The sequence below is a fragment of the Thiothrix winogradskyi genome, from assembly GCF_021650935.1.
Taxonomy (GTDB): domain Bacteria; phylum Pseudomonadota; class Gammaproteobacteria; order Thiotrichales; family Thiotrichaceae; genus Thiothrix; species Thiothrix winogradskyi.
On the sequence record NZ_CP091244.1, the window covers coordinates 744630 to 766612 of the forward strand.

Annotated in this window: 22 protein-coding genes; 10 read left to right on the forward strand and 12 right to left on the reverse strand. The window is 53.2% G+C overall.

The window, feature by feature from the left end; all coding sequences use genetic code 11:
* Positions 1–26: 26 nt before the first annotated feature.
* The 6 genes from gyrB (at position 27) to L2Y54_RS03970 (ending at position 7789) form a co-directional block, all read left to right on the forward strand.
* Positions 27–2462 (forward strand): DNA topoisomerase (ATP-hydrolyzing) subunit B, encoded by a 2436-nt coding sequence (gene gyrB, locus L2Y54_RS03945; RefSeq protein WP_236499949.1) that lies wholly within the window; start codon positions 27–29, stop codon positions 2460–2462.
* A gap of 8 nt (positions 2463–2470) precedes the next feature.
* Positions 2471–4549, forward strand: a complete 2079-nt coding sequence (locus tag L2Y54_RS03950) for a M3 family metallopeptidase (RefSeq protein ID WP_236499950.1) — start codon at positions 2471–2473, stop codon at positions 4547–4549.
* Complete coding sequence (gene xth, locus L2Y54_RS03955; protein WP_236499951.1) at positions 4546–5313, forward strand: exodeoxyribonuclease III; 768 nt, start codon at positions 4546–4548, stop codon at positions 5311–5313. Before L2Y54_RS03950 ends, xth begins: the two co-directional genes overlap by 4 nt.
* Positions 5310–5810, forward strand: a complete 501-nt coding sequence (locus L2Y54_RS03960) for a hypothetical protein (protein WP_236499952.1) — start codon at positions 5310–5312, stop codon at positions 5808–5810. Before xth ends, L2Y54_RS03960 begins: the two co-directional genes overlap by 4 nt.
* A gap of 121 nt (positions 5811–5931) precedes the next feature.
* The gene (locus L2Y54_RS03965; protein ID WP_236499954.1) at positions 5932–6816 is read left to right on the forward strand and encodes a hypothetical protein; all 885 of its coding nucleotides are present in this window, start codon (positions 5932–5934) and stop codon (positions 6814–6816) included.
* Between the two features lie 4 nt (positions 6817–6820).
* Positions 6821–7789 carry a patatin-like phospholipase family protein gene (locus L2Y54_RS03970; RefSeq protein WP_236499955.1) on the forward strand — a complete coding sequence of 323 codons (969 nt, stop codon included), beginning with the start codon at positions 6821–6823 and terminating at the stop codon, positions 7787–7789.
* A gap of 6 nt (positions 7790–7795) precedes the next feature.
* Here L2Y54_RS03970 and L2Y54_RS03975 read toward each other — a convergent pair whose 3' ends face one another.
* Positions 7796–8473, reverse strand: a complete 678-nt coding sequence (locus L2Y54_RS03975; RefSeq protein WP_236499956.1) for an energy-coupling factor ABC transporter permease — start codon at positions 8471–8473, stop codon at positions 7796–7798.
* Here L2Y54_RS03975 and L2Y54_RS03980 point away from each other — a divergent pair.
* Positions 8472–8861 carry a VanZ family protein gene (locus L2Y54_RS03980; protein ID WP_236499957.1) on the forward strand — a complete coding sequence of 130 codons (390 nt, stop codon included), beginning with the start codon at positions 8472–8474 and terminating at the stop codon, positions 8859–8861. The genes L2Y54_RS03975 and L2Y54_RS03980 overlap by 2 nt on opposite strands.
* On the opposite strand, the gene L2Y54_RS03985 is transcribed toward L2Y54_RS03980, so the two are convergent.
* The 7 genes from L2Y54_RS03985 to L2Y54_RS04015 all read right to left on the reverse strand — a co-directional run bounded on the left by L2Y54_RS03985 (position 8858) and on the right by L2Y54_RS04015 (position 14483).
* Positions 8858–9499, reverse strand: a complete 642-nt coding sequence (locus L2Y54_RS03985) for a DUF3299 domain-containing protein (protein WP_236499959.1) — start codon at positions 9497–9499, stop codon at positions 8858–8860. The two genes, L2Y54_RS03980 and L2Y54_RS03985, sit on opposite strands and share 4 nt — an antisense overlap.
* A 1-nt stretch (position 9500) precedes the next feature.
* The gene (locus L2Y54_RS03990; protein WP_236499961.1) at positions 9501–10760 is read right to left on the reverse strand and encodes an ABC transporter permease; all 1260 of its coding nucleotides are present in this window, start codon (positions 10758–10760) and stop codon (positions 9501–9503) included.
* Positions 10757–11005, reverse strand: coding sequence for a VF530 family protein (locus tag L2Y54_RS03995; RefSeq protein ID WP_202719073.1), 249 nt, complete (start codon positions 11003–11005; stop codon positions 10757–10759). Before L2Y54_RS03995 ends, L2Y54_RS03990 begins: the two co-directional genes overlap by 4 nt.
* A 77-nt stretch (positions 11006–11082) precedes the next feature.
* Positions 11083–11763: an ABC transporter ATP-binding protein gene (locus L2Y54_RS04000; RefSeq protein ID WP_236499963.1), complete on the reverse strand. Its 681-nt coding sequence runs from the start codon at positions 11761–11763 to the stop codon at positions 11083–11085.
* Positions 11753–12784, reverse strand: a complete 1032-nt coding sequence (locus L2Y54_RS04005) for a PDDEXK nuclease domain-containing protein (RefSeq protein WP_236499965.1) — start codon at positions 12782–12784, stop codon at positions 11753–11755. The genes L2Y54_RS04000 and L2Y54_RS04005 overlap by 11 nt, the downstream gene beginning before the upstream one ends.
* 18 nt (positions 12785–12802) lie before the next feature.
* Positions 12803–13372 carry a DUF2796 domain-containing protein gene (locus L2Y54_RS04010; protein WP_236499967.1) on the reverse strand — a complete coding sequence of 190 codons (570 nt, stop codon included), beginning with the start codon at positions 13370–13372 and terminating at the stop codon, positions 12803–12805.
* 1 nt (position 13373) lies between these two features.
* Positions 13374–14483: a CobW family GTP-binding protein gene (locus tag L2Y54_RS04015; RefSeq protein ID WP_236499969.1), complete on the reverse strand. Its 1110-nt coding sequence runs from the start codon at positions 14481–14483 to the stop codon at positions 13374–13376.
* A gap of 195 nt (positions 14484–14678) precedes the next feature.
* Between L2Y54_RS04015 and L2Y54_RS04020 the strand changes: the two genes are divergently transcribed.
* Positions 14679–15359 (forward strand): rhodanese-like domain-containing protein, encoded by a 681-nt coding sequence (locus tag L2Y54_RS04020; protein ID WP_236499970.1) that lies wholly within the window; start codon positions 14679–14681, stop codon positions 15357–15359.
* Between the two features lie 46 nt (positions 15360–15405).
* Here L2Y54_RS04020 and L2Y54_RS04025 read toward each other — a convergent pair whose 3' ends face one another.
* Positions 15406–17238: an ATP-binding protein gene (locus tag L2Y54_RS04025; RefSeq protein WP_236499972.1), complete on the reverse strand. Its 1833-nt coding sequence runs from the start codon at positions 17236–17238 to the stop codon at positions 15406–15408.
* 13 nt (positions 17239–17251) lie between these two features.
* Positions 17252–18451 carry an FIST signal transduction protein gene (locus L2Y54_RS04030; RefSeq protein ID WP_236499974.1) on the reverse strand — a complete coding sequence of 400 codons (1200 nt, stop codon included), beginning with the start codon at positions 18449–18451 and terminating at the stop codon, positions 17252–17254.
* Between the two features lie 225 nt (positions 18452–18676).
* Here L2Y54_RS04030 and L2Y54_RS04035 point away from each other — a divergent pair, with 225 nt between their 5' ends.
* Positions 18677–18910, forward strand: a complete 234-nt coding sequence (locus L2Y54_RS04035) for a FitA-like ribbon-helix-helix domain-containing protein (protein ID WP_236499976.1) — start codon at positions 18677–18679, stop codon at positions 18908–18910.
* Positions 18910–19353, forward strand: coding sequence for a type II toxin-antitoxin system VapC family toxin (locus L2Y54_RS04040; protein ID WP_236499977.1), 444 nt, complete (start codon positions 18910–18912; stop codon positions 19351–19353). The genes L2Y54_RS04035 and L2Y54_RS04040 overlap by 1 nt, the downstream gene beginning before the upstream one ends.
* On the opposite strand, the gene L2Y54_RS04045 is transcribed toward L2Y54_RS04040, so the two are convergent.
* Positions 19328–20959 carry an NAD(P)-binding protein gene (locus L2Y54_RS04045; RefSeq protein WP_236499980.1) on the reverse strand — a complete coding sequence of 544 codons (1632 nt, stop codon included), beginning with the start codon at positions 20957–20959 and terminating at the stop codon, positions 19328–19330. The two genes, L2Y54_RS04040 and L2Y54_RS04045, sit on opposite strands and share 26 nt — an antisense overlap.
* The gene (locus tag L2Y54_RS04050; protein WP_236499982.1) at positions 20956–21975 is read right to left on the reverse strand and encodes a thiamine pyrophosphate-dependent enzyme; all 1020 of its coding nucleotides are present in this window, start codon (positions 21973–21975) and stop codon (positions 20956–20958) included. The genes L2Y54_RS04045 and L2Y54_RS04050 overlap by 4 nt, the downstream gene beginning before the upstream one ends.
* Between the last annotated feature and the right edge of the window lie 8 nt (positions 21976–21983).

Here is a 21983-nt window from a genome sequence, read left to right on the forward strand (position 1 = left end):
CCCCTGACCGTAACAATGGAAATAAAATGACTGAACCAACACCTGTTGTACCCACCTACGATTCCTCGAATATTAAAGTACTCAAAGGCTTGGAAGCGGTGCGCAAACGCCCCGGTATGTACATCGGCGATACCGATGACGGCACGGGTTTGCACCACATGGTCTTCGAGGTGGTGGATAACTCTATCGACGAAGCCCTTGCCGGTTATTGCAAAGAAGTCAAAGTCGAAATTTTCAGTGATGGCTCGGTGCGCGTGTCCGATGACGGGCGTGGTATTCCGGTGGATATGCACGAAGAGGAAGGCCGTTCTGCTGCTGAAGTCATTATGACCGTGTTGCACGCGGGCGGTAAGTTTGACGATAACTCTTACAAAGTTTCCGGCGGTTTGCACGGGGTGGGTATCTCCGTGGTGAATGCGCTGTCTGCCAATTTGGAATTGACGATTCGCCGCAATGGTAAATTGCATCAGCAGATGTATAAGTTAGGCGATCCGGTTGCACCACTGGCGATTATTGGTGATACCGAAGGTACGGGAACATCCGTGCGCTTTTGGCCAAGTGCGGAAATTTTCGCGCTGACTGAATTTCATTACGACATTCTCGCGAAACGCTTACGCGAACTGTCGTTTTTGAATTCAGGGGTACGTATTCACCTGATCGACCGTCGTGGCGAAGGGCGCGAAGACATCTTTGAATACGAAGGTGGCATTAAAGCTTTCGTTGCGCATCTCAACCGCAATAAATCACCCATCCACAACAATATTATTTACTTCACTACCGAGCGCGATGACGTGGGCGTGGAAGTGGCGTTGCAGTGGAACGATTCGTATCAGGAAAACATTTTCTGCTACACCAATAACATTCCACAACGCGATGGCGGCTCGCATTTGTCCGGCTTCCGGGCTGCCCTCACCCGCACCCTGAATAGCTACATCGAAAGTGCTGGGTTGGCGAAAAAAGAAAAAATCAGTCCAACCGGTGATGATGCCCGCGAAGGCTTAACTGCTGTGTTATCAGTGAAAGTACCTGACCCGAAATTCTCATCGCAAACCAAAGACAAGTTGGTGTCTTCCGAAGTCAAAGGCATTGTCGAAGCCGCCATGAACGAACGCCTCGGTGAATTCCTGCTGGAAAGCCCTTCCGAAGCCAAGCTAATCGCAGGCAAGATGATTGAAGCAGCACGGGCGCGTGAAGCCGCTCGTAAAGCGCGTGATATGACTCGCCGCAAAGGTGCGTTAGACATTGCCGGTTTACCCGGTAAGCTAGCTGACTGCCAAGAAAAAGACCCTGCCCTCTCCGAACTGTTTCTGGTGGAAGGGGACTCGGCGGGTGGTTCCGCCAAGCAAGGGCGGGACCGTCGCACTCAAGCGATTCTGCCATTGAAAGGCAAAATCTTGAACGTGGAACGAGCGCGTTTCGACAAGATGATCAGCTCGCAAGAGGTGGGTACGTTGATCATCGCACTAGGCTGCGGCATTGGGCGCGAAGAATACAATATCGAAAAATTGCGTTACCACCGCATTATTATTATGACGGATGCGGACGTGGACGGTTCACACATTCGCACCTTGCTGCTGACCTTCTTCTATCGGCAATTGCCGGAATTGGTGGAACGCGGTTACATCTACATTGCGCAACCGCCGTTGTACAAAGCCAAGCGTGGCAAGCAAGAGCAATACATCAAAGACGATAGCGAGATGGAACGTTACTTGCTGCAATTAGCACTGGATGGCTCAAACCTGCATTTGGACGCACACTCCCCTGCGATCAGTGGCGAAGCCTTGGAAACTTTGGTACGGCAGTACAATGCCGCCAAGCAAGTGATTAGTCGCTTATCACGCCGTTACGACCGTAATTTGCTGGAAGCCCTGCTGTTTGAAAGACTGCCCTCCACCGAAGACATCAACAGCGTAACCGCCGAATCGTTTGCGGAATGGGTAGGCAGTGCCATTGCCACTATGAACACGGCTGATAACGGTGCACGTACTTATACTTCGCACTTAAACAAAATTGACGATGGCGCGTGGACGTTAGAAGTTAACCGTCGTCAGCACGGTCTTGATCACCGTATTCTGCTCGACCGTGATTTCTTCCTAATGCCAGAAACCAAATTGCTGATCAAAACCAATCGTGAAATGGATGGTTTGCTCGGTGAAGGTGCGGTGGTGATACGCGGCGAACGCAAATACGAAGCGCAGCGTTTTGACCAACTGGTCGAATGGTTAATGAAAGAAGCCAACCGTGGTTTGCAAATCAGCCGCTACAAAGGTTTGGGTGAAATGAATCCTGAGCAATTGTGGGATACCACGCTGAACCCTGAAACGCGTCGTTTGATGCAAGTGCGCGTCGAAGATGCGATTGCTGCCGACGAAGTGTTTACCATGTTGATGGGCGATGAAGTCGAGCCGCGTCGTGACTTTATCGAAAAGAATGCGTTGTCTGTTTCCAATCTGGACGTGTGAGGTTTCACGTGGAACAAGAAAATCCCCTGCTGGACATCAGCAAACTGCCGCTGTTCTCACAAATCAAACCTGAGCATGTAACCCCGGCGTTGGATGTGGTGCTTAACGATAACCGTGCGGGTTTGGTAAAAACCTTGGCACAAACTGCCGGTTTCACGTGGAACAATTTGGTTGCACCTTTGAATGAAGCCAGCAACCGTTTGGAGCGGATGTGGTCGCCCGTTAGTCATTTGAACGCCGTGGCGAACAGCGAGGAGTTGCGCAAGGAATACAATGCGAACCTGTCACGCCTCAGCGATTACCACACCGAGATGGGGCAGAACGCGCAGTTGTTTGAGGCAATTCAGGCGATTCGCAACAGCGATACTTCACTGGATGCGGCTCAACAAAAAAGTCTGGATGACAGTTTGCTGGGTTTTAAACTCTCTGGGGTGGCGTTGCCAGCGGAGCAAAAGGAACGTTACCGCGCTATCAGTCAGGAGCTTTCGCAACTGAATTCGCGCTTTTCTGACAATGTGCTGGATGCCACCAATGCTTGGACGAAGCAAATTCTGGATGTGAACGAACTCGCAGGCTTACCGGAATCGGCGTTGGAGATGGCAGCGCAAACCGCCAAGCAACGCGATTTGGAAGGCTGGGTGATTACCCTGCAATTCCCCTCTTACTTCCCAGTAATGACGTATGCGGATAACCGCGAATTGCGGGCGGAAGTTTATCGTGCGTATACCACTCGTGCGTCGGATTTGGGTGCGAATCCTGAATGGGATAACGCTCAGGTGATGCGCGATATTCTGCGTTTGCGTCACGAAGAAGCCATCCTGCTCGGCTATGCGAATTACGCCGAATTGTCGCTGGCAACCAAAATGGCGGAAAGTCCGCAACAGGTGTTGGATTTCCTCGAAGACCTTGCACACAAAGCCAAGCCGTTTGCCGAAACCGAGTTTGCTGAGGTGCAGGCGTTTGCACGGGAACATTTGGGACTGGATGAGGTGCAAGCATGGGATGTGGGCTATGTCAGTGAAAAGATGAAACAAGCGCGGTTCGATTTTACCGACGAAGATTTGAAACCCTACTTCCCGGCTGATCGTGTGATTAGCGGTTTGTTTGCGTTGGTGAGCAAACTCTTCGGCGTGCGTATCGAGCAACAAACGGCGCACATTGATTTGTGGCATTCTGACGTGCGTTTCTACTTGGTGTATGACCGTACCGATACGGTGCAAGCGTGTTTTTATCTGGATTTATACGCACGTCAGCATAAGCGTGGCGGCGCGTGGATGAGCGATTTCTGCGGGCGATTCCGACGTGCCGATGGTTTGCAAATTCCGGTCGCGTTCATGACCTGCAATAGCAGCGCACCGGTTGGCGACAAACCTGCGCTGTTTACCCACGATGAAGTGGTGACGCTGTTCCACGAATTCGGTCACGGTTTGCACCACATGCTTACCCAAGTCGATTACCCCGACATTGCCGGAATCAACGGGGTGGAATGGGATGCGGTGGAGTTGCCGAGCCAGTTCATGGAAAACTGGTGTTGGGAGCGCAGTGTGTTGGACATGATCGCGGCGCATTGGCAAACCGGTGAAACCTTGCCGGAAGCCTTGTTCCAGAAAATGCAGGCGGCGAGGCATTTCCAAACCGCGATGGGGACAGTGCGCCAACTGGAATTCTCCCTGTTCGATATGCGTTTGCACCTCGATCCGCAAGCGGCAGAACCCGGCAAGTTGGAAGCTATCCGTCAGGAAGTGTTGGCGCAAGTGGCAGTAATTAAACCCCCCGCGTTTAATCGGATGCCGAACAGTTTCACCCACGTGTTTGCCGGTGGTTACGCCGCAGGCTATTACAGCTACAAGTGGGCGGAAGTGTTGTCGGCGGATGCGTTTGCCCGCTTTGAAGAAGAAGGTTTGTTTGATGCGGGCGTGGGTGAAGCCTTCCTGAAAGAAGTGCTGCAAGTCGGTGGTTCACGCAAAGCAATGGAATCCTTCGTCGCTTTCCGTGGGCGTAAACCTTCCGCCGATGCCCTGCTTCGCCACAGCGGTCTTACCCCTTCCCCCCTTGCGGGGGAAGGTCGGGATGGGGGGGTATCTTGAAGATTGCGACATGGAACGTCAATTCGCTGCGGGTACGCTTGCCGCACGTCCTGCAATGGCTGGAAGCTGCTCAACCTGACGTATTAGCGATTCAGGAAACCAAAACGGTGGATGAGCAGTTTCCATTGGCAGAGCTGGAAGCGGCTGGTTACAACGCCGTATTCGCCGGACAGAAAACCTATAACGGCGTGGCGATTTTGAGTAAATCACCCGCCACTGACGTTGTTACTGACATCCCGGCTTTAGACGATCCACAACGCCGCATCCTTGCCGCAACTATCGACGGGGTGCGCGTGGTGAATTTGTACGTGGTCAACGGCGCGGAAGTCGGCTCGGAAAAATACGCTTACAAGCTCGATTGGCTGGCGAAAGTGACCGCGTGGTTGCAGCAACAAGCCGCGCTTTATCCGCAATTAGTGGTGCTGGGCGATTTCAATATTGCCCCGGAAGATCGCGATGTGCATGACCCGGTGGCGTGGGGTGAAGGCATCCTTTGCTCCCCTGCTGAACGTGCGGCGTTGCAGGCGATTCAGGCATTAGGCTTAAGCGATACCTTCCGCCAGTTTACCCAGCCGGACAAAAGCTTTAGCTGGTGGGATTACCGTGGCGGTGGTTTCCGGCGCAATCACGGCTTGCGGATTGATTTGATCCTTGCCAGCAAGCCCTTAGCGGATGCTTGCGAGTCGTGTGTGATTGACCGTGAACCGCGCACGTGGGAAAAGCCGTCGGATCATACGCCGGTGGTGGCGGAGTTTTCGCGATGATGCGTTATCTGTTACTGGGTTTAACGGTGTTCGTGCTGACGGTGGCGGGTAAATGGTGGTTTGATTCGCAACCTGCCACTGAATTACCCAGCGTTGCTTTGAGCCTGCAAACCCCGTGTGATTTGCGCCAAGCACCGTGTGTGGCAAGTGATGCACAAGGGCGGAGTGTACGTTTCAGCATCAATCCCGCCAGCATTCCGCTAATGGAAGAGTTGACCATACAGATGGACACCAGCGGTTTGGCAGAGGTGAATAATGTGCGTCTGACGGTGGAGGGCGTGAATATGTTCATGGGCTACCAATACGCCGAGTTGAAACCCAGCGGTCCAGCGCAATTCCAAGGCAAGCTGATTCTGCCGGTGTGTACGCTGGAACGGATGGAATGGTTGGCAACGTTGGACGTATTTACCCCCGATACCAAGCTGCAAGCCAAGATGCCATTCATCACAATTAGCAGCAAAGCTTTACCGCCGTTTAACCAAGATCTGATGAAATAATAGTCAAAATAGTCCATTTTAGCCGCCAAGCGTAAAAACACGGGTGTCTATCTGCTGAAGATTGTTATCCAGTCTGTTATCGCGTTTCATGAGCGCCATGTCAGAACGCGGTACAGTTTTCATGGTAAACAATAAAAATAATAGACCAATGGGTGCGCAATATAGATGGCGTGGCAGCATACAAATGCTGGTGGCGGTATCGCTGTTAGCCGCTTTTAGTATGGGTTCAGCCGGGTCGTCTAACCTGTCGCCTGCCTCCCCCTTGCCGGTAGCGGCAGTGAATGCCTCTTCAGCAGATAATTTAGCCTTGTCAGTCGTGTTAGCGGATGAGCTTTCGACCGTGGCTGGGGATATTACTTGGCACATCCGTGCGGCAGATGGCAGCCTTGAACAACGTCACCTTGGGCATTCGCCTACGCTGCGTTTGCCAAATGGTCAATACGAGGTAACGCTGTCGATTGGCACGTATACTTCCACCCAGACCGTTAATGTCGTGGAAGGGAAACTCAGCAAGCTCCCGTTTACTGCCAATGTTGGGCGTTTGCGCGTCAATAGTTCACACCCAGCGGACTGGAAAATTATCGCACAACACGGTGAGGATGCCGGGAAAATAGTGAGTACCGGTAGCGATAATAAAATCCTCAATACGCTGCTGCTACCCGGTGAATACGAAGTGTTAGCCAGCCGTGGCGATGGCATCCAACATTCCCAACGCTTACAAGTAAGCTCTGGTAAACTCAGTGCGGCTAATATCCAAATGCCTTCTGGCAAAGTAACGCTGGTTGCTACGCTCGATAATGGTCCCGCCCTGCACCCCATGAACTGGACGGTGTACCGGTTGGATGGCGGCAGGCAAACCATTGCAACCCCGCGTCGCCATTCTGCTAATCTCGAAGTGGCTCCCGGTCAGTACGAAGCCGTGGCAACACTGGATGGGCAAGAACGCCGTCGCGCCTTCACGGTATTGACGGGAACCAGTAACCGCATTGTGATTGCAATGGATTAAACGTATGGCACATCCCCCCCGTATTGGCATTGCACTGGGCAGTGGTTCTTCGCGTGGCTGGGCGCATATTGGCGTGTTACGCGCCTTAGCCGAACACGGCATTCACCCGGAAATTGTGTGTGGCTGTTCCGTTGGGGCTGTTGTCGGTGCCGCTTATGCTGCTCAGCGTTTGGACGTGTTAGAAACCGGGGTGCTGGCGTTCAACCGTTTAGAACTCATGCGCTTTTTCGAGTTAAACCCTTCGCTTAACGGTTTTGTGAATCGCGACAAGCTGCAACAGTTTTTTCACACCAACGTGTGTGACGCTACGCAAAGCATTGAGCAACTGTCATGCAAATTCGCCAGTGTTGCCACCGATTTAGAAACCGGGCGCGAAATCTGGTTTACGCAAGGTACGGTGCTGGAAGCCGTTTTCGCCTCCATCGCCCTGCCCGGTTTGTTTACCCCTTATCGTTATGGCAAGCAATGGCTGGTGGATGGCGGTTTGGTTAACCCCGTGCCCGTATCCATGTGCCGTGCGTTGGGTGCAGATGTCATCATTGCGGTGAATTTGAATGGCAATATTGCGCGGCGTTACGCTAACCACATCCAAAAAGCCAAACCAGAGAAACCGGCTGACGTCACCCCCAGTAAAACCAGCGACGCTGAAGCAGCTAAGTCCGAAACCTTTGTGGACACGTTGACCACCTCATTGCGTGAATATTCCGCCGCGTTATTCCCTGACACCAACAGCAAACCCAAAGAAACGGCTCCCAGCTTGATGGATGCACTCGCCGCTTCTATCAATATCATGCAGGATAAAATCACCCGCAGCCGCATGGTCGGCGACCCACCGGAAATCTTGCTAACACCCGTGCTGGAACACATTGGATTATTGGAATTCCACCGTGCGGCTGAAGCCATTGCCGAGGGGTATGACACCGTGGAACGCATGTGGCCTGAAATTAACCGCTTGCTAGATGCTAAGTCTTAGCAACGCTTAACGCGGTTTATCGTCGTCAATTTTGCGCAGGTAACGGGCATCATCAAACGCAGGAATCCATTGCGGCATATACACCACCGCAATCGCCACCAACATGCCATTGATAATGCCTTCGGGAAACATAATCAGCGGGATAAAAGGCAGATAGTAGGTTTGCAAATAGTGCGCGGTGAAAGTATCCGTCCACCACAGCAATAAGCTGCCGGTGAGCACCACGGCGACACTGCTTAGAATCGCGGCAAGAAAGCCATTAACGAATATAAAAATGAAGATATTCGTGGGTAAATGCTGCTGACTCCAGCGCAATAACTGGTGCGTAATCAAGATCGGGATGCCACCCATCACCAAGGTATTCAGTGGTATTGCCAACAAACCCGCATCCAAGCGCCAGAATGCCATGCTGACAATGACCGTAGCGGCAAGTAGCGCTAGACGCCAGCCGAACATTAGCGTCATGACGGTCATACCGAGTAAATGAAAATTGAGAGTCGTGCCTATACCTGCTCTTAATAACCATATAACACTTGCAAATACAATCGCGCCAAGGTAAACATGCGAGTGTTCGCGCACATACGTCCAATTGGCATGACGAAGTGCTCGCCCCAATACAATAAAGAACAGAAAACTGGTAACAAGCAGCCAGTCTTCATTGAAAACACTAGCAGGTATATCCATGCAAGACATCCTCTCACGATTCATACTCAACCCGCGACAAACCCGACTTCTGTTGAAGTTTTTATTCGTCGCCCTAGCACTAGTCGGTGTTGTTGCCGCATTACTGCCAGGTGGTGGTCAAGGTCTGCCCCACGCTGACAAATTGCTGCACGCAGGCGCACTGTTTGGGTTTGCCCTACTCTTGGATTTGGCAACTACCCGCAGTTTCTGGCGCTGGCAAGTACCTATACTCCTGTGCTACGGCGGTTTCATTGAGATAGTGCAAGGTTTCACAACATGGCGTTCCGCATCATTGGCTGATCTTGTGGCTGATGCCGCCGGTATCTTGCTGTACTGGGTGGTGTGGCGGCTGACACTGCAACGCATCATTCCACATGACAACGGTTAGTCCCGATAAATTTCCACGGAAGCATCCTTGATTTGGTAGCCTGCTTCGGCAAGATCGGTGTGAATTTGTTCGGTGACAATCGTGCCGTATACCCATACCGGTTCGTACATGCGTTCTACCCCGATGCTTTTACCTTCCAAGGGCTTGACCAATAAAGTTTGATTGAGTGGCGGTGGTGGCGTGTGGATGCACGCGCCAAAATACGGTACTAGCAAGAACTCTTTCACCATGCCCTTGGTTTCGTCCACTTCCAGCGGTGAAATGAAACCGGGAATTTTGATTTTCTTGCCATTGAGTGCCGAATTCACGGGTGCCGCATTCAATTCGGCTTGCATTTCTTCCAGCAGTGCATCTTCTGCGGGGTCGCCTTCGGGGATGGCATCAATTCGCGGCTGGTATTTTTGGATAATGTCCGCCAACCCCTGCCCCGGTAATTCCAGATTTTCCCACTCGATTTCGGTGTATTCGCCGTCTTGTTGCGGCTTAGACGTCGTGGTTTGGGTAACGGCTGTAATGGGTGTGCCCACAGCGGGCGCATTGCTGGGGAGTGCTGGCGGTGTCTCCACTTGGTTTTTCTCACCGCACGCGACCAGCAGGCTGGAGAGGATAATGAGGGGGAAAAGCAGTGTTGTTTTCATTTTAAACTCTTACGGTTAAACCATCTTGCAGGGAACGCCGATACGCAATTGCCCCCGGAATCAGGCTGAACAGTAACGCAAGCACCGTCACCACTGCAAGCAACAGCCCTTCATGCCAAGTCGGTAGCCAAGTACTCAGGTAAAACCCGTATTCCGCCATCACCCACGGACGTGCTGCCAACACCCCAACCCACACCAACACCGCACCCAGCAAGCCACCCAATACCGCCAATACCCCCGCTTCCAGCACAAACAGCGAGAATACCTGACGCGGGTGTGCGCCCACTGCCCGTAAAATTGCCATTTCGCGCCGCCGCTCATTTAGGGTGGAAAGCAACGTGGTCAACATGCCCAGCAAACCCGCGATGACTACAAAGCCGGTGATAATCCGCAATACGTTTTCAAACATGCCAATGGCTTGCCACAATTCTGCCAACGCCACGCCGGGGACGGTTGCCAGCAAGGGTTCGCGCTTGTAGTCGTTGATTTCACGCTGCACTCGAAACGCGGCAGCGCGGTTTTTCAGCCCGACCATGAAGGCGGTGATGACTTTGGGTTGCAGGTTTTTCTGCAAGGCGGTCTCGGCACTGATTTGATAACCGGGGACTTTTGCACCACCTACCCAGTCGATGTGAATGGCTTCAATGCCTTCCAGCGAGACATGCACGGTGCGGTCAATCGGCGTGCCAGTGGGTTTAAGAATGCCCACCACCTGAAACGGTTTGTCGTCATGCAAGGTAAAGCTAGTCGCGGCAGCACCGTGCGCAATCACGATCTTGTCGTGGAGCTGGTAGCCGAGTTTGCGTGCCACTTCTGCCCCCAACACGGCATCAAATACCCCTGCAAACGGCTTGCCATCGGCAAATTCCAGCAAGCGTTTATCGCCGTGGCGGTAGTAGCGAAAATAATCCTGATTCGTGCCCAATACCCGATAGCCCTTGTGTGAATCACCGAGACTGATGGGAATTGTCCAATCTACCAGCGGTTTGCTGGTGATCTCTTGGTAGGATTGCCAACTGATATTGTTGGTGGCGTTGCCGATACGAAACACGCTGTAGAGCAGCAATTGCACCGGGCCACTGCGTGCGCCGACCACCAAATCCGTGCCGGAAATGGTGCTTAGGAAGCTGCTTTTGGCTTCTTTGCGGATGTATTCCACGCCCAGTAACAGCGAAACACTGATAGCGATGGCAAACAGTGTGAGCAGCAAACTGGCGCGGCGGTTCCACAAACTGCGCAGGGTGAGGTGGAGTAGGATCATGATTCGCGCCGCTTTTCCCGTAACATAAAGCCGTACAGCCCTTCGACTTTTTCTCGCGCCCAAGGGGTTTTACGCAAGAATTTCAGGCTGGAAGCCATGCTGGGGTCGCTGGCAAAACAGCGCACGGGGATGCGCTCGGCTAAGCCTTCCCAACCGAAATAGTCCACCAGTTCGGTGAGGATGGTTTGCAAGGTTAAGCCGTGCAGTGGGTTGTTGTTTTGCTTTTGGGTGGGGATTGTATTCATTTCAAGACTCTCCAGCGTATGGTGTGCGGTGTGTAGGGGCAATTCATGAATTGCCCCTACGGGGATTGGCACGGGTATTATCGGCGGTTCACGTTACTCAAATCCACCACGCGCGGAAAGTGACTGGCAATGTACGGGTCATGGCTCACAAACACAATAGTGCTATTTTGAGCCGCTGCTTCCTTGAATAATAAGTTTAGAAAGCCATCACGGGTATCGGTATCCAGTGCCGAAGTCGGTTCATCCGCAATGATCAATTCGGGGCTGCCGATCAGGGCGCGGGCGACGGCGACGCGCTGTTGTTGTCCCACACTCAAGTCAGTGACGGGGCGCTCCCACAATTGACGATCTAAGCCCAGATGTTCCAGCAAGCGGTTGGTGGTGGCTTGCATATCTCCCGCCTGTTGTTTGCGCCGTTTGGAAAAATGGCAGGGTAACTGCACATTTTCCCGCACCGACAAATACGGCAAGAGGTTGAACTGCTGGAAGATCACGCCCATGTGATCCGCACGAAACCGGTCGCGGGCGGAATTATCCATATCGTGCAAGGCTTGCCCCAGAATAATCAAGCTACCGCTGGCAGGGCGCAAAATGCCTGCCAACAGGTTAAGAAACGTAGTTTTGCCGCTGCCGCTTGCGCCGCGAATAAACAGGTGTTCGCCCTGTGCAACGTGCAGTTCGGCAATTGCCAGCGTGTCACGGCTTTGCCCTTGCCAGCGGTAGTGCAGATTGTGCAGTTCGATCACGTTAAGCATCATGCTCCCCTAATTCCGCCTCAATGTCTGCAATGCTGGGAAGGGACGATTGCAATTCTGGTGGTAGATGTTTGGTGATGGTGTATTCACTCACGCCAATGGGTTTTTGCACATCCCGTAGCGCGTATTCGACCACCGTATCATTTTTGGATTTGCAAATCAGAATGCCAATGGTGGGATTGTCTTCAGGGGCTTTCAGCAAGCTATCCACGGCTGAAATATAGAAATTGAGTTTCCCCGCAAATTCGGGTTTGAACTTAACCGTTTTGAGTTCGATCACCACGTAGCAATGTAGGCGCACATGGTAGAACAACAAGTCCATGAAAAATTCATCGCCCGCTACTTCCAGCCGGTATTGCCGCCCCATGTAGGAAAAGCCTGCACCCAGTTCCAGCAAGAAACGGGTAATGTGTTCAATCAGGGCATTTTCCAGCTCACGCTCATTATGCCGTTCCCGCAACATCAGGAAATCGAAGCAATACGGATCTTTCAGCGTTTGGTGGGCAAGGTCTGAATGCGGGGCTGGCAATGTTGCTTGAAAATTATTGATGGCTTTGCCGTTACGCTGGTATAGACCTGCCTCGATGTGATGGGTCAGGACGGCGCGTGACCAATGGTTTTCGATGGTCTTTTGCACGTAGAAAGTCGCTTCATCAATGCTGTGGGTTTTGCTCACAATGACGAGGTTGTGTCCCCACGGAATTTGGGCAACAAGTTGTTGCCCGATTGCTGTTTCCACTGACCAGAACTGAAACCACTGACGCATATATTTCAGGTTGCGCAGGGAAAATCCCCTGATGTCAGGAAATTCCGCCTGCAAATCATGGCTCATCTGCTGCAAAAAACCATCGCCCCACGCTGCCTCGCGTTGTTTGGTGACGATACCTTCCGCCAAATCCCAGTACAGGTGCAATAATTCGCGGTTAACCGCCAGTGCCGCTTTGATCTGGGCTGCGTGTACGCGCTGTTTGATATCGCGGAGGAAGGCTTTGTAAGCGTCCGTTTTGGTCAGGTGTTGGCTCATGGTTACTTTGCTGCTGGGTTAATTCAGCTTAATAGTAGCGTCTTTATCCAGTTCCAGCGCTGATGCGCCCTTTTCCGTGACCCATTCCGCCTTGATGTGCTGGAAACCGTCGGGGAAGGCGGTGAAGAGTTTCACCGCCACTTCTTTCAGTTCGGCGGGTTGGGTGCAGGCAAATGACCAGGTAACGTCCATATCGTTGTGGGCTTCACCAGCAGTCTCGGCGGTATTCCCTAACAAGGCGGAGATGACTTCGGCGCTTTTGAGGGTGCAACCCGCTTCGGTATTCACGCTGAACAGTTCTGCTCCGGCTTCGAGCTTTTTCACTGCATCGGCGAGTTTTTGCTTGTCGGCATCGGTGGTGGCAGCGTGTTCAAAGCCGACGATATTGACGGCGGGGGATTCGAGCATGATTTCCAGCCCTTCTGTGCCAACGGCAAGCGACAGGGTGGCTGCACCGTGTTCGTGTGCGCCGTGTTCTTCGTGTTTATCATGCGCGTGGTCATGTTTGTCGTCATGTGCGTACAGTGTGCTGCTGGCCAGTGTTAAACACAGGGCAAGGCTACTGAGGAGGATGTTAGGGTATTTCATATTATTCTCCAGAATGAGGTGTTTGTTGGTTCACGGTTTGGGTAAACGAGGTTAATAAATTGCTGACAAAATCTTCGTCGAGATCGGCGGTGATGAACACAAAGCGGCTGCGCTGATCAGCGTCCGGCCATGCGGGGAGTTCCACTGAGGGGTAAAACAGGTGTTGCACGGCGTGTAGCACGATGGGGCGACCGGGGTATTCTTGTACATTGACGATGGCTTTCATGCGTAACAGGCGGGCGCTGCAAAATTCCACCAGCGTATCGAGTGCTTCGGAAACCCCTGCCCAGGGTAAGGGCTGGTCGAATTGCAGGGAAAAGCTGCGGATGCGCCCATCATTGCTGCCGTGCGTTGGGGTGCTGGGGTTGAGGATGCTGGGCTGTTTGAGTGGCAAACTCGCACTGACGACGCGGAAGTTTTCTGCCGCAAGCCATTGCTTGGCTTTGACGGGTTCGGATTGGTGGTAGGCGCGGAGTTTGAACACATGGTCGGGGTCAACGTTGCCATGCTGGACATGCACAATGGGGGCGGCGGGGTTGAGCGTTGCCAGCCGCGTTTCGAGCTGTTGGATCGTGGCAGCATCGGCAAGGTCAGTTTTAGTGAGCAGCAAACGGTCTGCGCCCGCGACTTGGCGCACGGCTTCAAAATGTTGGTCGAGCTGTCCGTTGCCGAATACCGCATCCACTGTGGTGACAACGCCATCCAGATAATGGCGTTTGGCTACCCAGTCGGAACGCAGCAGGGTTTCGAGAATGGGCGTGGGGTCGGCGATGCCGGTGGTTTCGATAATAATGCGTTCGTAGGGGGGGATTTTGCCATCGCGCCGCCCCATCCACAGGTTTTTCAGGGTGGGGACGAGTGAGCCTTGGATTTCGCAGCAAACGCACCCGCCGGACAGCAGCGCCATCGTGCCTTGGGTGTTATCGACGAGTTGGTGATCCAGCCCGATGCTGCCGAATTCGTTCATAATCACGGCGGTGAGCGGCGGCACGCGCAGTAAGCGTTCCCAAAACGATGGTTTCAGCAGGTTGTTGAGTACCGTGGTTTTGCCACTGCCCAAAAAGCCGGTCAGCAGGGTGATCGGGATGCGCACATCTACCGCGTCAGTCATATTGGATACTCATGCGAGCCTCTTTTGCAACAAAGTTGCAGTCGATTCTAGTGGCGGGACAAGTGGCTTGCAATGTTTGTTTTCGCGCAATATTTCTGTATAAATCAACTACACTTAAAAAGCCATGACAGCTTATCCATAAAAACAAATTGTACACTGGCAAATAATTGATCGGATAGACCTTAGGAGGAAACCATGAACATGAAGACCCGTATGCGGATCGGCGGCTTTGCCGTCTTCGCTTTATTCACTGGCGCAGCATTGGCTGATGGTTTGGACGGCAACCGTTATGGACAAGATCGCCAATACCATTCAGAAATCAGTTCGGCACAAACTTACATCGCGCTACAGCAGTATTTGTGGCCTTATGACCCTGCCAAGCGGCAGCCAATGACCATTCTTGATGTGCGTTCTATTGAGGAATATATCGGCGGACACCCGCCCGCGGCGTACAGCATTCCTTACCCGCATGTGTTCAATCGTGGCAAAGACCCCAACAAAGGCGAATACATCGCCCAGCCGAATGCTGAATTCGTCAAAGCGGTGAATGCTATGGGTTTGCCGAAAGACAGTTTAATCGTGACGGTGTGCCGCACCGGTAGCCGTAGCATCGGTGCCAGTAATTTGTTGGCGGCGGCGGGTTACACCAATGTGCGCAATATGTGGGATGGCTTTGTGGGGTTAACCCGCAAAAACACCTTGGGCGAAGAACTTGATCTGAATAATGATGGCAAAGTTGACGGCAAAGACCCGTACAGCGGCGATTTGGACGGTTGGGCAAACTTCCAAGGGTTGCCGGTTGAAATGAAGCTGGATAATCAACGCTTGTTTGCGCCGTATGCAAATTTGTACCACACGGCGAAAGGCGAGCGTTAACACCTAGCCGAGTATCGCGTTGATTCAAGAATAGGGGCGTGACGTGTTACGCCCCTAATTTGATCCACTGCCCCATGGTGGCGAGCATCACATTGAGATCAATCGGCTTGGCAATGTGATCATTCATGCCGACTTCGATGACTTTTTCCTTATCGCCTTCCATCGCATTGGCAGTCAAGGCAATTATCGGCAGGTGCTTGAACTTGGCTTGCTGGCGAATCTGGCGCGTGGCTTCGTAGCCATCCATCACCGGCATCTGACAATCCATCAATACCCCGTCGAACTCACTGGATGCCAGACGATCCAACGCTTCCTGACCATTGTTGGCGGCTTCAACAATCAGCCCACTCATTTCCAACAGTGCGATGGCAATCTCTTGGTTGATTTCGTTGTCTTCTACCACCAGAATTCTTGCCCCCTGCAACCGGGCGATGGTCTCGGCTAGACTGGTTGGGGCATCCGGCTGTACCGCAATACTGGTGTTTGTTTGCTCCTGCACTTCCACCGTGAAATGGAAGGTGCTGCCTGTGCCGAACTCACTTTCAATCCAAATATTGCCATTCATCATTTCAACGAGCTGCTTTGAAATGGCTAATCCCAGCCCTGTTCCCCCGTACTTGCGCGTGGTGGAATCGTCCGCTTGTGAGAAGGGCTGGAAAAGCCGCGCCTGTTGTTCCGGCGTTAAACCAATGCCGTTATCCTTGACGTAAAAGTGCAGCAACACGGATTCTGCACGGCGTTCTGCCAGTGTTACTGCTAGTGATACCTCACCACCAAACCCGGTAAATTTAACGCCATTATTGCCAAGGTTCAGCAGAATTTGCCGCAACCGTAAGGGATCACCGATCAGATTGGTGGAAAATAGGTTGGAGTCGATGTGCAATGTCAGCGTTTGCCCCTTTCCTGATGCACTGGGTTCGAGCAGTGCGGCAAGATTGTCGAACAACTCTTGCAAACAGAAACCGGTACTTTCCAGATTCAACTTGCCGGATTCGATCTTGGAGACATCCAGAATATCGTTGAGAATGCCCAGCAGATTTTTGGCGGAACGGTGTACTTTTTCGAGGTAGTCACGCTGTGTTAGCGATAAATCGGTTTGCAGCGCTAACTGTGCCATGCCCATGATACCGTTCATTGGCGTGCGAATCTCATGGCTCATATTGGCAAGAAAGTTGCTCTTTGCGAGGGATGCCGCTTCGGCTACATCCCTGGCTTGCAACAATTCGGCTTCGGATTGTTGCAATGAGGTGATTTGCTGTTGAATGATTTCCCGGCTATCACGACTTTGTAACAGCGTGCCGACCAACTGGCAAAACACGGTGAATGATCCGGTGAGTTCCTTGACAGGGGTATCGTACAACCGATGGTTTTGCACCGAGACCATACCCAGCACCAAGCCTTGCAGTTGATTACGGGCATTGACCAGCGGATTGATCAGCAGCAAGTAGATGCCGAGTGGCAATAAATCTGCCTGATTGTGGTAAACCAGTGGTTTTTTTGGCGGGGAACATGCAGCGGAAAAACCGTGCTCACCCAGCCATGCTGCAAATAGCCCCCAATCCACCGTCTCGTCCAACGACGTGGAAATCGCAACCGGTTGGAGAGACAAGTTGCCATCGGCAGTAAATAGCCAAACGACCCCTGTCTCCAGTTCAAACATATCGACAATGGCTTCGGCAGCAGTTTCGGCAAACTGCGTCATATCAGCTTGTCTGAGAAGCTGCTGACTGTAGCTGTAGATCGCCTCAAACCGCGCCAGCTCCCGCTCCAGGCGGTAGCCGGTATCAATCAGTTTTTGCTCAACTAAAGAAAACGATGACTTGCGGCGAAGCGCCTCGTATTTGTTTTTTAAGTCAAGGTACTCTTGTTCGCTTACCATAGTGTCAAGTTATTTAGCGGCGGTATAGCGCATAAATGGCGGTCGTATAGTTATGATAAGTGTTCGCGCCGCCAAGCTTGGCGAATTCACCGAACCCGTAAATACCCAGCCAGGGCGGTACTTCACCATCGCGGGAAAGTGGATGCTGCATACAGTATACCAATTCATCCTTGATCACTTTTGAGAACAAAAAGCGACCCCGTGCCAGACAGTCAGCGTGGAATACCGCTACGGGTGTCCGACCGTTGCCCTGTTCCACGAACCATTCCATCATCCGGTTCATTTCGGAAAAAATGAGTTCCTCGTCTCTGACCGTCAGCCATAGCTTGGTGCCTTCGGGGCATTCAGTGGTGTAGTAAAGCACGCCATCGTCACTGCGCTTGGTCACAACCCGCAGGATGTGATCGTTGCCGTATTCCTTTTTGAGATGCTCCGGCAATTCTTCTGCCAGTGCGCCAATGGGAATGGTATCGCCGCAGGTTGCCGAGGCGGGTAAGCCAAGGCGCTCGGTATACACTTCCCAAGCGGGGCGACCATCCAGCTCGATAATGCGTTGCCCTTCAGCGCGGGTCACTTCCATCGGTTCGCCTGTTGCCAGAAAACCGTGCGTTGCGCGAGTCACCACTTCCAGCGTCGGGTCAGCAAACCCCACCGCCAATGCGGCATGTTCATAGACCTGATTGTCCAGAAACTGAAAACTGATGACCCCTTTCATATTGTCGGCGGAAGTCGCTCCGAAAATGGTCACACCGGAACCCAATTGTGATTCGATGCCCGCAATACAGCTATCATTGGCAATATCGATCCCTGAGGCAATGAAATAGACCATATTGATGCCAGGATGCTGCGCCTTGAGTTGACGACCCAGTTCCTGACCCTTTTCGTAGGAGTTATTGCCAAGGATACCATCGACATGCGCCACCGAGATTTCCTCTGGCGCACCCCGAACCGCCATAATGGCGACATCTTTCATTGACTCGCTAACGCCTTCTTTACCCACGATACCGCAGCACGACGCGCCGACAATGCGGGCGCTGGGAGCCATTTCATGGGCTTGATCGAGGAGGTGCTGAAAGTTATGCCCCATCGACGAATAGATCACGAGCAAATCACAATCGGTGGCGTGCCCTTCACCGAAGGCAGCCTCCATGCATTCCGTGATGGCGCGTTTGGAATTCACCATGCGGGTGCTTGCAGAATGGAAACTTAGCATAATCACACTCCTTATTATTTTCGGAATTTTCGGAATCCAACCCTGACAGGGACTCTCCCCTGAGCAGGAAGAGGCTTTCAGTTTACGCTGAAACAGACGTTCGTTTGGCTTTTGCTGACAAGCGGTTAGCAAAAGTTAGCCTCAGAACCACTGCCATTTTCTATTTTCAGAAGGCGATAGCAATGCTATCATTGAACCATCAAGATCAACATGATGGTGACAACCATGGCTAATCTCATTGTAAGAAACATTAGCGATGAAATCGCTCAAGCATTAAAGATGCACGCCAGTCGTATGGGGATCAGTGCAGAAGCTGCCCACCGTCAAATTCTGGAACAGGTACTGATGCGCCCCAAAAAGAAAAGTTTCCTAGAGTTGTTGAAAGAGATGCCGAATGTCGGCAGAGACAGCGACTTTGAACGGATTCAAAATGATGTAGCACCAGAAGTGTTTAGCTGATGTATTTACTGGACACGAATGTTATCAGCGAACTACGCAAAAAAGAGCGGATGAATCCCGGTGTGGCGCGATTTGTAACGCAAGCCCAAGCACAGGGTTCTGTCTGTTACCTCAGTGTGATTACGCTAGGTGAGTTACGCCGGGGCATTGACCTGATTTACCATCGCGGTGATCAGGAACAAGCCACCATACTGGAACGCTGGTTAACAACCGTGCTTGAAGAGTACAGCGAACAGGTTCTGGATTTCGGCAGAGAAGAAGCCCAACTGTGGGGGCATTTACGTGTACCACACCCTGAAAATGCGTTGGATAAACAAATTGCCGCCACTGCACTGATTCATGATCTGATACTCGTCACCCGAAATACCAAAGATTTTCAGTCAACTCGTGTCAAACTCTATAACCCGTTTGATACCACTACTTCTCCTCCAACTCCACCGTAATTGCCCCGCACGGACATTCTTCCGCACACAGCCCACAACCCTTGCAGTAGTCGTAGTTGAACGCAAACCGCTTGCCCGCCCCCAGCTTGATCACCGCGCTATCCGGGCAGACCCCGTAGCAATTGTCGCACTCGAAGCAATTACCACACGACAAGCAGCGCCGCGCTTCAAACAGGGCATTGCTTTCATCCAGCCCGCCGACCACTTCGTCAAACGTGGACTGGCGGCGGATAATGTCCAGCACCGGGCGCACAGTCTTTTCCGCATCGGCGTAATACCAGGTGTTGAGGCGCTCAAAGGTGGCAGGCTCATGCTTGGGTGCAGGCTGGTAACATTCGCCACGCAACCAGGCATCAATCGCCCGCGCCGCCTTCTTGCCATGCCCGACCGCCACCGTCACGGTGCGCTCAGAACCTGCCACCATGTCGCCACCCGCAAACACGCCGTCATGGCTGGTCATCATTACCGCATCGGTTTGCACGCTATCCCACTTCATGGTCAGATTGGGAATGTGTTCCAGCAAGGTCTGTTCCACGTTCTGCCCCAACGCCAGCACTACCGAATCGGCAGGCAAAGTCTCGAATTCGCCGGTCGGCTGCGGGAAACCTTTCGCATCCAACGCCATTTTCTCAATGGTGATGCTGCCTTCTCCCGCCTCGGTGATGGTGGAAAGCCATTTCAGCTTCACGCCTTCTTCCAGCGCTTCTTTCACCTCGAAATCGTGGGCGGGCATTTTGTCGCGGGTACGGCGGTAGACGATGATGGACTCTTCCGCCCCCAGCCGTTTGGCGGTACGTGCCACGTCGATGGCAGTATTGCCGCCACCGTATATCACCACCTTGCGCCCCAGCAAGGGCTGGCTGTCTTCGACTTCGTGCAGCACGCTGACCGCATCGGTAATGTGGCTGGCATCACCCGCCGGGATGTAGGCACGCTTGGCAATCCCCGCGCCAATGCCGAGGAAAACCGCGTCGAAACCTTCCGCCGCCTGCATTGCCAACACATCATCCACGCGGGTATCAAGGCGCAACTCCACCCCCATGTCCACAATGCGCTGCACTTCGGCATCCAGCACCTGACGCGGCAAACGGTAGCGCGGAATGCCGTAACGCATCATGCCGCCCGCCGCCGTTTCCGCCTCAACGATGGTCACGCCATGCCCCATACGGCGCAAATGGTAGGCAGCGGACAAACCCGCAGGCCCCGAACCGACCACCAGCACGCGCTTGCCGCTGTCGCTTGTAGGTTTGGCGAATGCCCAGCCCTGTTTCAGCGCTTCGTCGCCGAGGAAGCGTTCGACCGCATTAATGCCAACCGCTGCATCCAGTTGCCCACGATTGCACGCGCCTTCGCAAGGGTGGTAACACACCCGCCCCATGATCGCAGGCAGCGGGTTGTTTTCAGTCAGGGAACGCCAAGCCGCTTCATAATTGCCCGATTCGGCATGGAACAGCCAGTTCTGGATATTCTCCCCCGCCGGACAAGTCGCATTGCAAGGTGGCAAACGGTCAACGTACACCGGGCGTTTGCTGCGCCATGAGCCAGTGTGGTTGGCAAGGCTGGTATTTTTATCCAGCGTAATCGCGAATGGCTTATCAATACTCATACAGCAGCCCCTCCGGTATTTAATGAGGATTTTTCCAGCAATTTGAAGCGGCGGATATTGCGGTCGGCAATCGCCTGCAATTGCGCAATCACCGCCACCTGCTTGGGATTGCGGAACAGATGGGCGAAGCGTTTTTGCAGCTTCAGATAATCCTCCACCGGCACTTGTTCGCGGATGGCGCGATGCCCGGTCATTTCGCCATGTTCGGCCTCAAACACCGGGAACAGGCCGGACTCAATCGCCAGCCGCGCCAGCTTGATGGTGTGTGCCGGGTCTGCGCCCCAACCCAGCGGGCATGGCACATGGATGTGGATGTAACGCGCCCCGTGGATGCTCATCGCCTTGGTGACTTTGGCTTCCAGATCGCGCAAATCGGCGACGGATGCAGTCGCCACGTAGGGGATTTCATGCGCCATCGCAATCAGCGGCACGCTCTTGCCCTTGCCGAACACATTGCCGTTGGGGTGTTGCCCGACCGGCACGGTGGTGGCAGTACGGGCGGCAGGTGGGGTGGCGGACGAGCGTTGCACCCCGGTGTTCATGTAGGCTTCGTTGTCGTAGCAGATGTACAACACGTCATCGTTGCGCTCAAACATCCCCGACAGGCAGCCGAAACCGATGTCAGTTGTGCCGCCGTCGCCGCCCTGCGCCAGTACGCGGGTGGTTTTGCCCTTGACCCGCTGCGCCGCCGCGACACCCGTGGCGACTGCGGCAGTGTTGCCGAACAGCGAATGTATCCACGGCAATTGCCAAGAAGATTCGGGGTACGGGGTGGAAAAGACTTCGAGGCAGCCGGTGGCGTTGCAGGCAATCAGATCATTGCCAGCGGCACGCATGGCTGCGTCCACCGCAAAGCGTGCGCCCAGCGCTTCGCCGCAGCCCTGACAGGCGCGATGCCCGGAATTGAGCGCGTTGGTGCGCTGCATCCCCGCCTGCACGCTGCGTTCTTGCTCGCTCAGCAGGCGATTGCCGACGGTAAAGGTGTCGGTCTGGTAAAACTTGATGGTGGTTTCCATGCTTGTTC

What these genes read in the sequence shown, in the direction of transcription:
- L2Y54_RS03960 (WP_236499952.1), top strand. Translation starts at nt 5,310, where the DNA reads ATGATGCGTTATCTGTTACTGGGTTTAACGGTGTTCGTGCTGACGGTG.
- L2Y54_RS04035 (WP_236499976.1), top strand. Translation starts at nt 18,677, where the DNA reads ATGGCTAATCTCATTGTAAGAAACATTAGCGATGAAATCGCTCAAGCA.
- L2Y54_RS03995 (WP_202719073.1), bottom strand. Translation starts at nt 11,005, where the DNA reads ATGAATACAATCCCCACCCAAAAGCAAAACAACAACCCACTGCACGGC.
- L2Y54_RS04040 (WP_236499977.1), top strand. Translation starts at nt 18,910, where the DNA reads ATGTATTTACTGGACACGAATGTTATCAGCGAACTACGCAAAAAAGAG.
- L2Y54_RS03980 (WP_236499957.1), top strand. Translation starts at nt 8,472, where the DNA reads ATGCAAGACATCCTCTCACGATTCATACTCAACCCGCGACAAACCCGA.
- L2Y54_RS04025 (WP_236499972.1), bottom strand. Translation starts at nt 17,238, where the DNA reads ATGGTAAGCGAACAAGAGTACCTTGACTTAAAAAACAAATACGAGGCG.
- L2Y54_RS03990 (WP_236499961.1), bottom strand. Translation starts at nt 10,760, where the DNA reads ATGATCCTACTCCACCTCACCCTGCGCAGTTTGTGGAACCGCCGCGCC.
- L2Y54_RS04030 (WP_236499974.1), bottom strand. Translation starts at nt 18,451, where the DNA reads ATGCTAAGTTTCCATTCTGCAAGCACCCGCATGGTGAATTCCAAACGC.
- L2Y54_RS04005 (WP_236499965.1), bottom strand. Translation starts at nt 12,784, where the DNA reads ATGAGCCAACACCTGACCAAAACGGACGCTTACAAAGCCTTCCTCCGC.
- L2Y54_RS03985 (WP_236499959.1), bottom strand. Translation starts at nt 9,499, where the DNA reads ATGAAAACAACACTGCTTTTCCCCCTCATTATCCTCTCCAGCCTGCTG.
- L2Y54_RS04020 (WP_236499970.1), top strand. Translation starts at nt 14,679, where the DNA reads ATGAACATGAAGACCCGTATGCGGATCGGCGGCTTTGCCGTCTTCGCT.
- L2Y54_RS04050 (WP_236499982.1), bottom strand. Translation starts at nt 21,975, where the DNA reads ATGGAAACCACCATCAAGTTTTACCAGACCGACACCTTTACCGTCGGC.
- L2Y54_RS03965 (WP_236499954.1), top strand. Translation starts at nt 5,932, where the DNA reads ATGGTAAACAATAAAAATAATAGACCAATGGGTGCGCAATATAGATGG.
- L2Y54_RS03970 (WP_236499955.1), top strand. Translation starts at nt 6,821, where the DNA reads ATGGCACATCCCCCCCGTATTGGCATTGCACTGGGCAGTGGTTCTTCG.
- L2Y54_RS03975 (WP_236499956.1), bottom strand. Translation starts at nt 8,473, where the DNA reads ATGGATATACCTGCTAGTGTTTTCAATGAAGACTGGCTGCTTGTTACC.
- L2Y54_RS04045 (WP_236499980.1), bottom strand. Translation starts at nt 20,959, where the DNA reads ATGAGTATTGATAAGCCATTCGCGATTACGCTGGATAAAAATACCAGC.
- L2Y54_RS04000 (WP_236499963.1), bottom strand. Translation starts at nt 11,763, where the DNA reads ATGATGCTTAACGTGATCGAACTGCACAATCTGCACTACCGCTGGCAA.
- L2Y54_RS04010 (WP_236499967.1), bottom strand. Translation starts at nt 13,372, where the DNA reads ATGAAATACCCTAACATCCTCCTCAGTAGCCTTGCCCTGTGTTTAACA.
- gyrB (WP_236499949.1), top strand. Translation starts at nt 27, where the DNA reads ATGACTGAACCAACACCTGTTGTACCCACCTACGATTCCTCGAATATT.
- L2Y54_RS04015 (WP_236499969.1), bottom strand. Translation starts at nt 14,483, where the DNA reads ATGACTGACGCGGTAGATGTGCGCATCCCGATCACCCTGCTGACCGGC.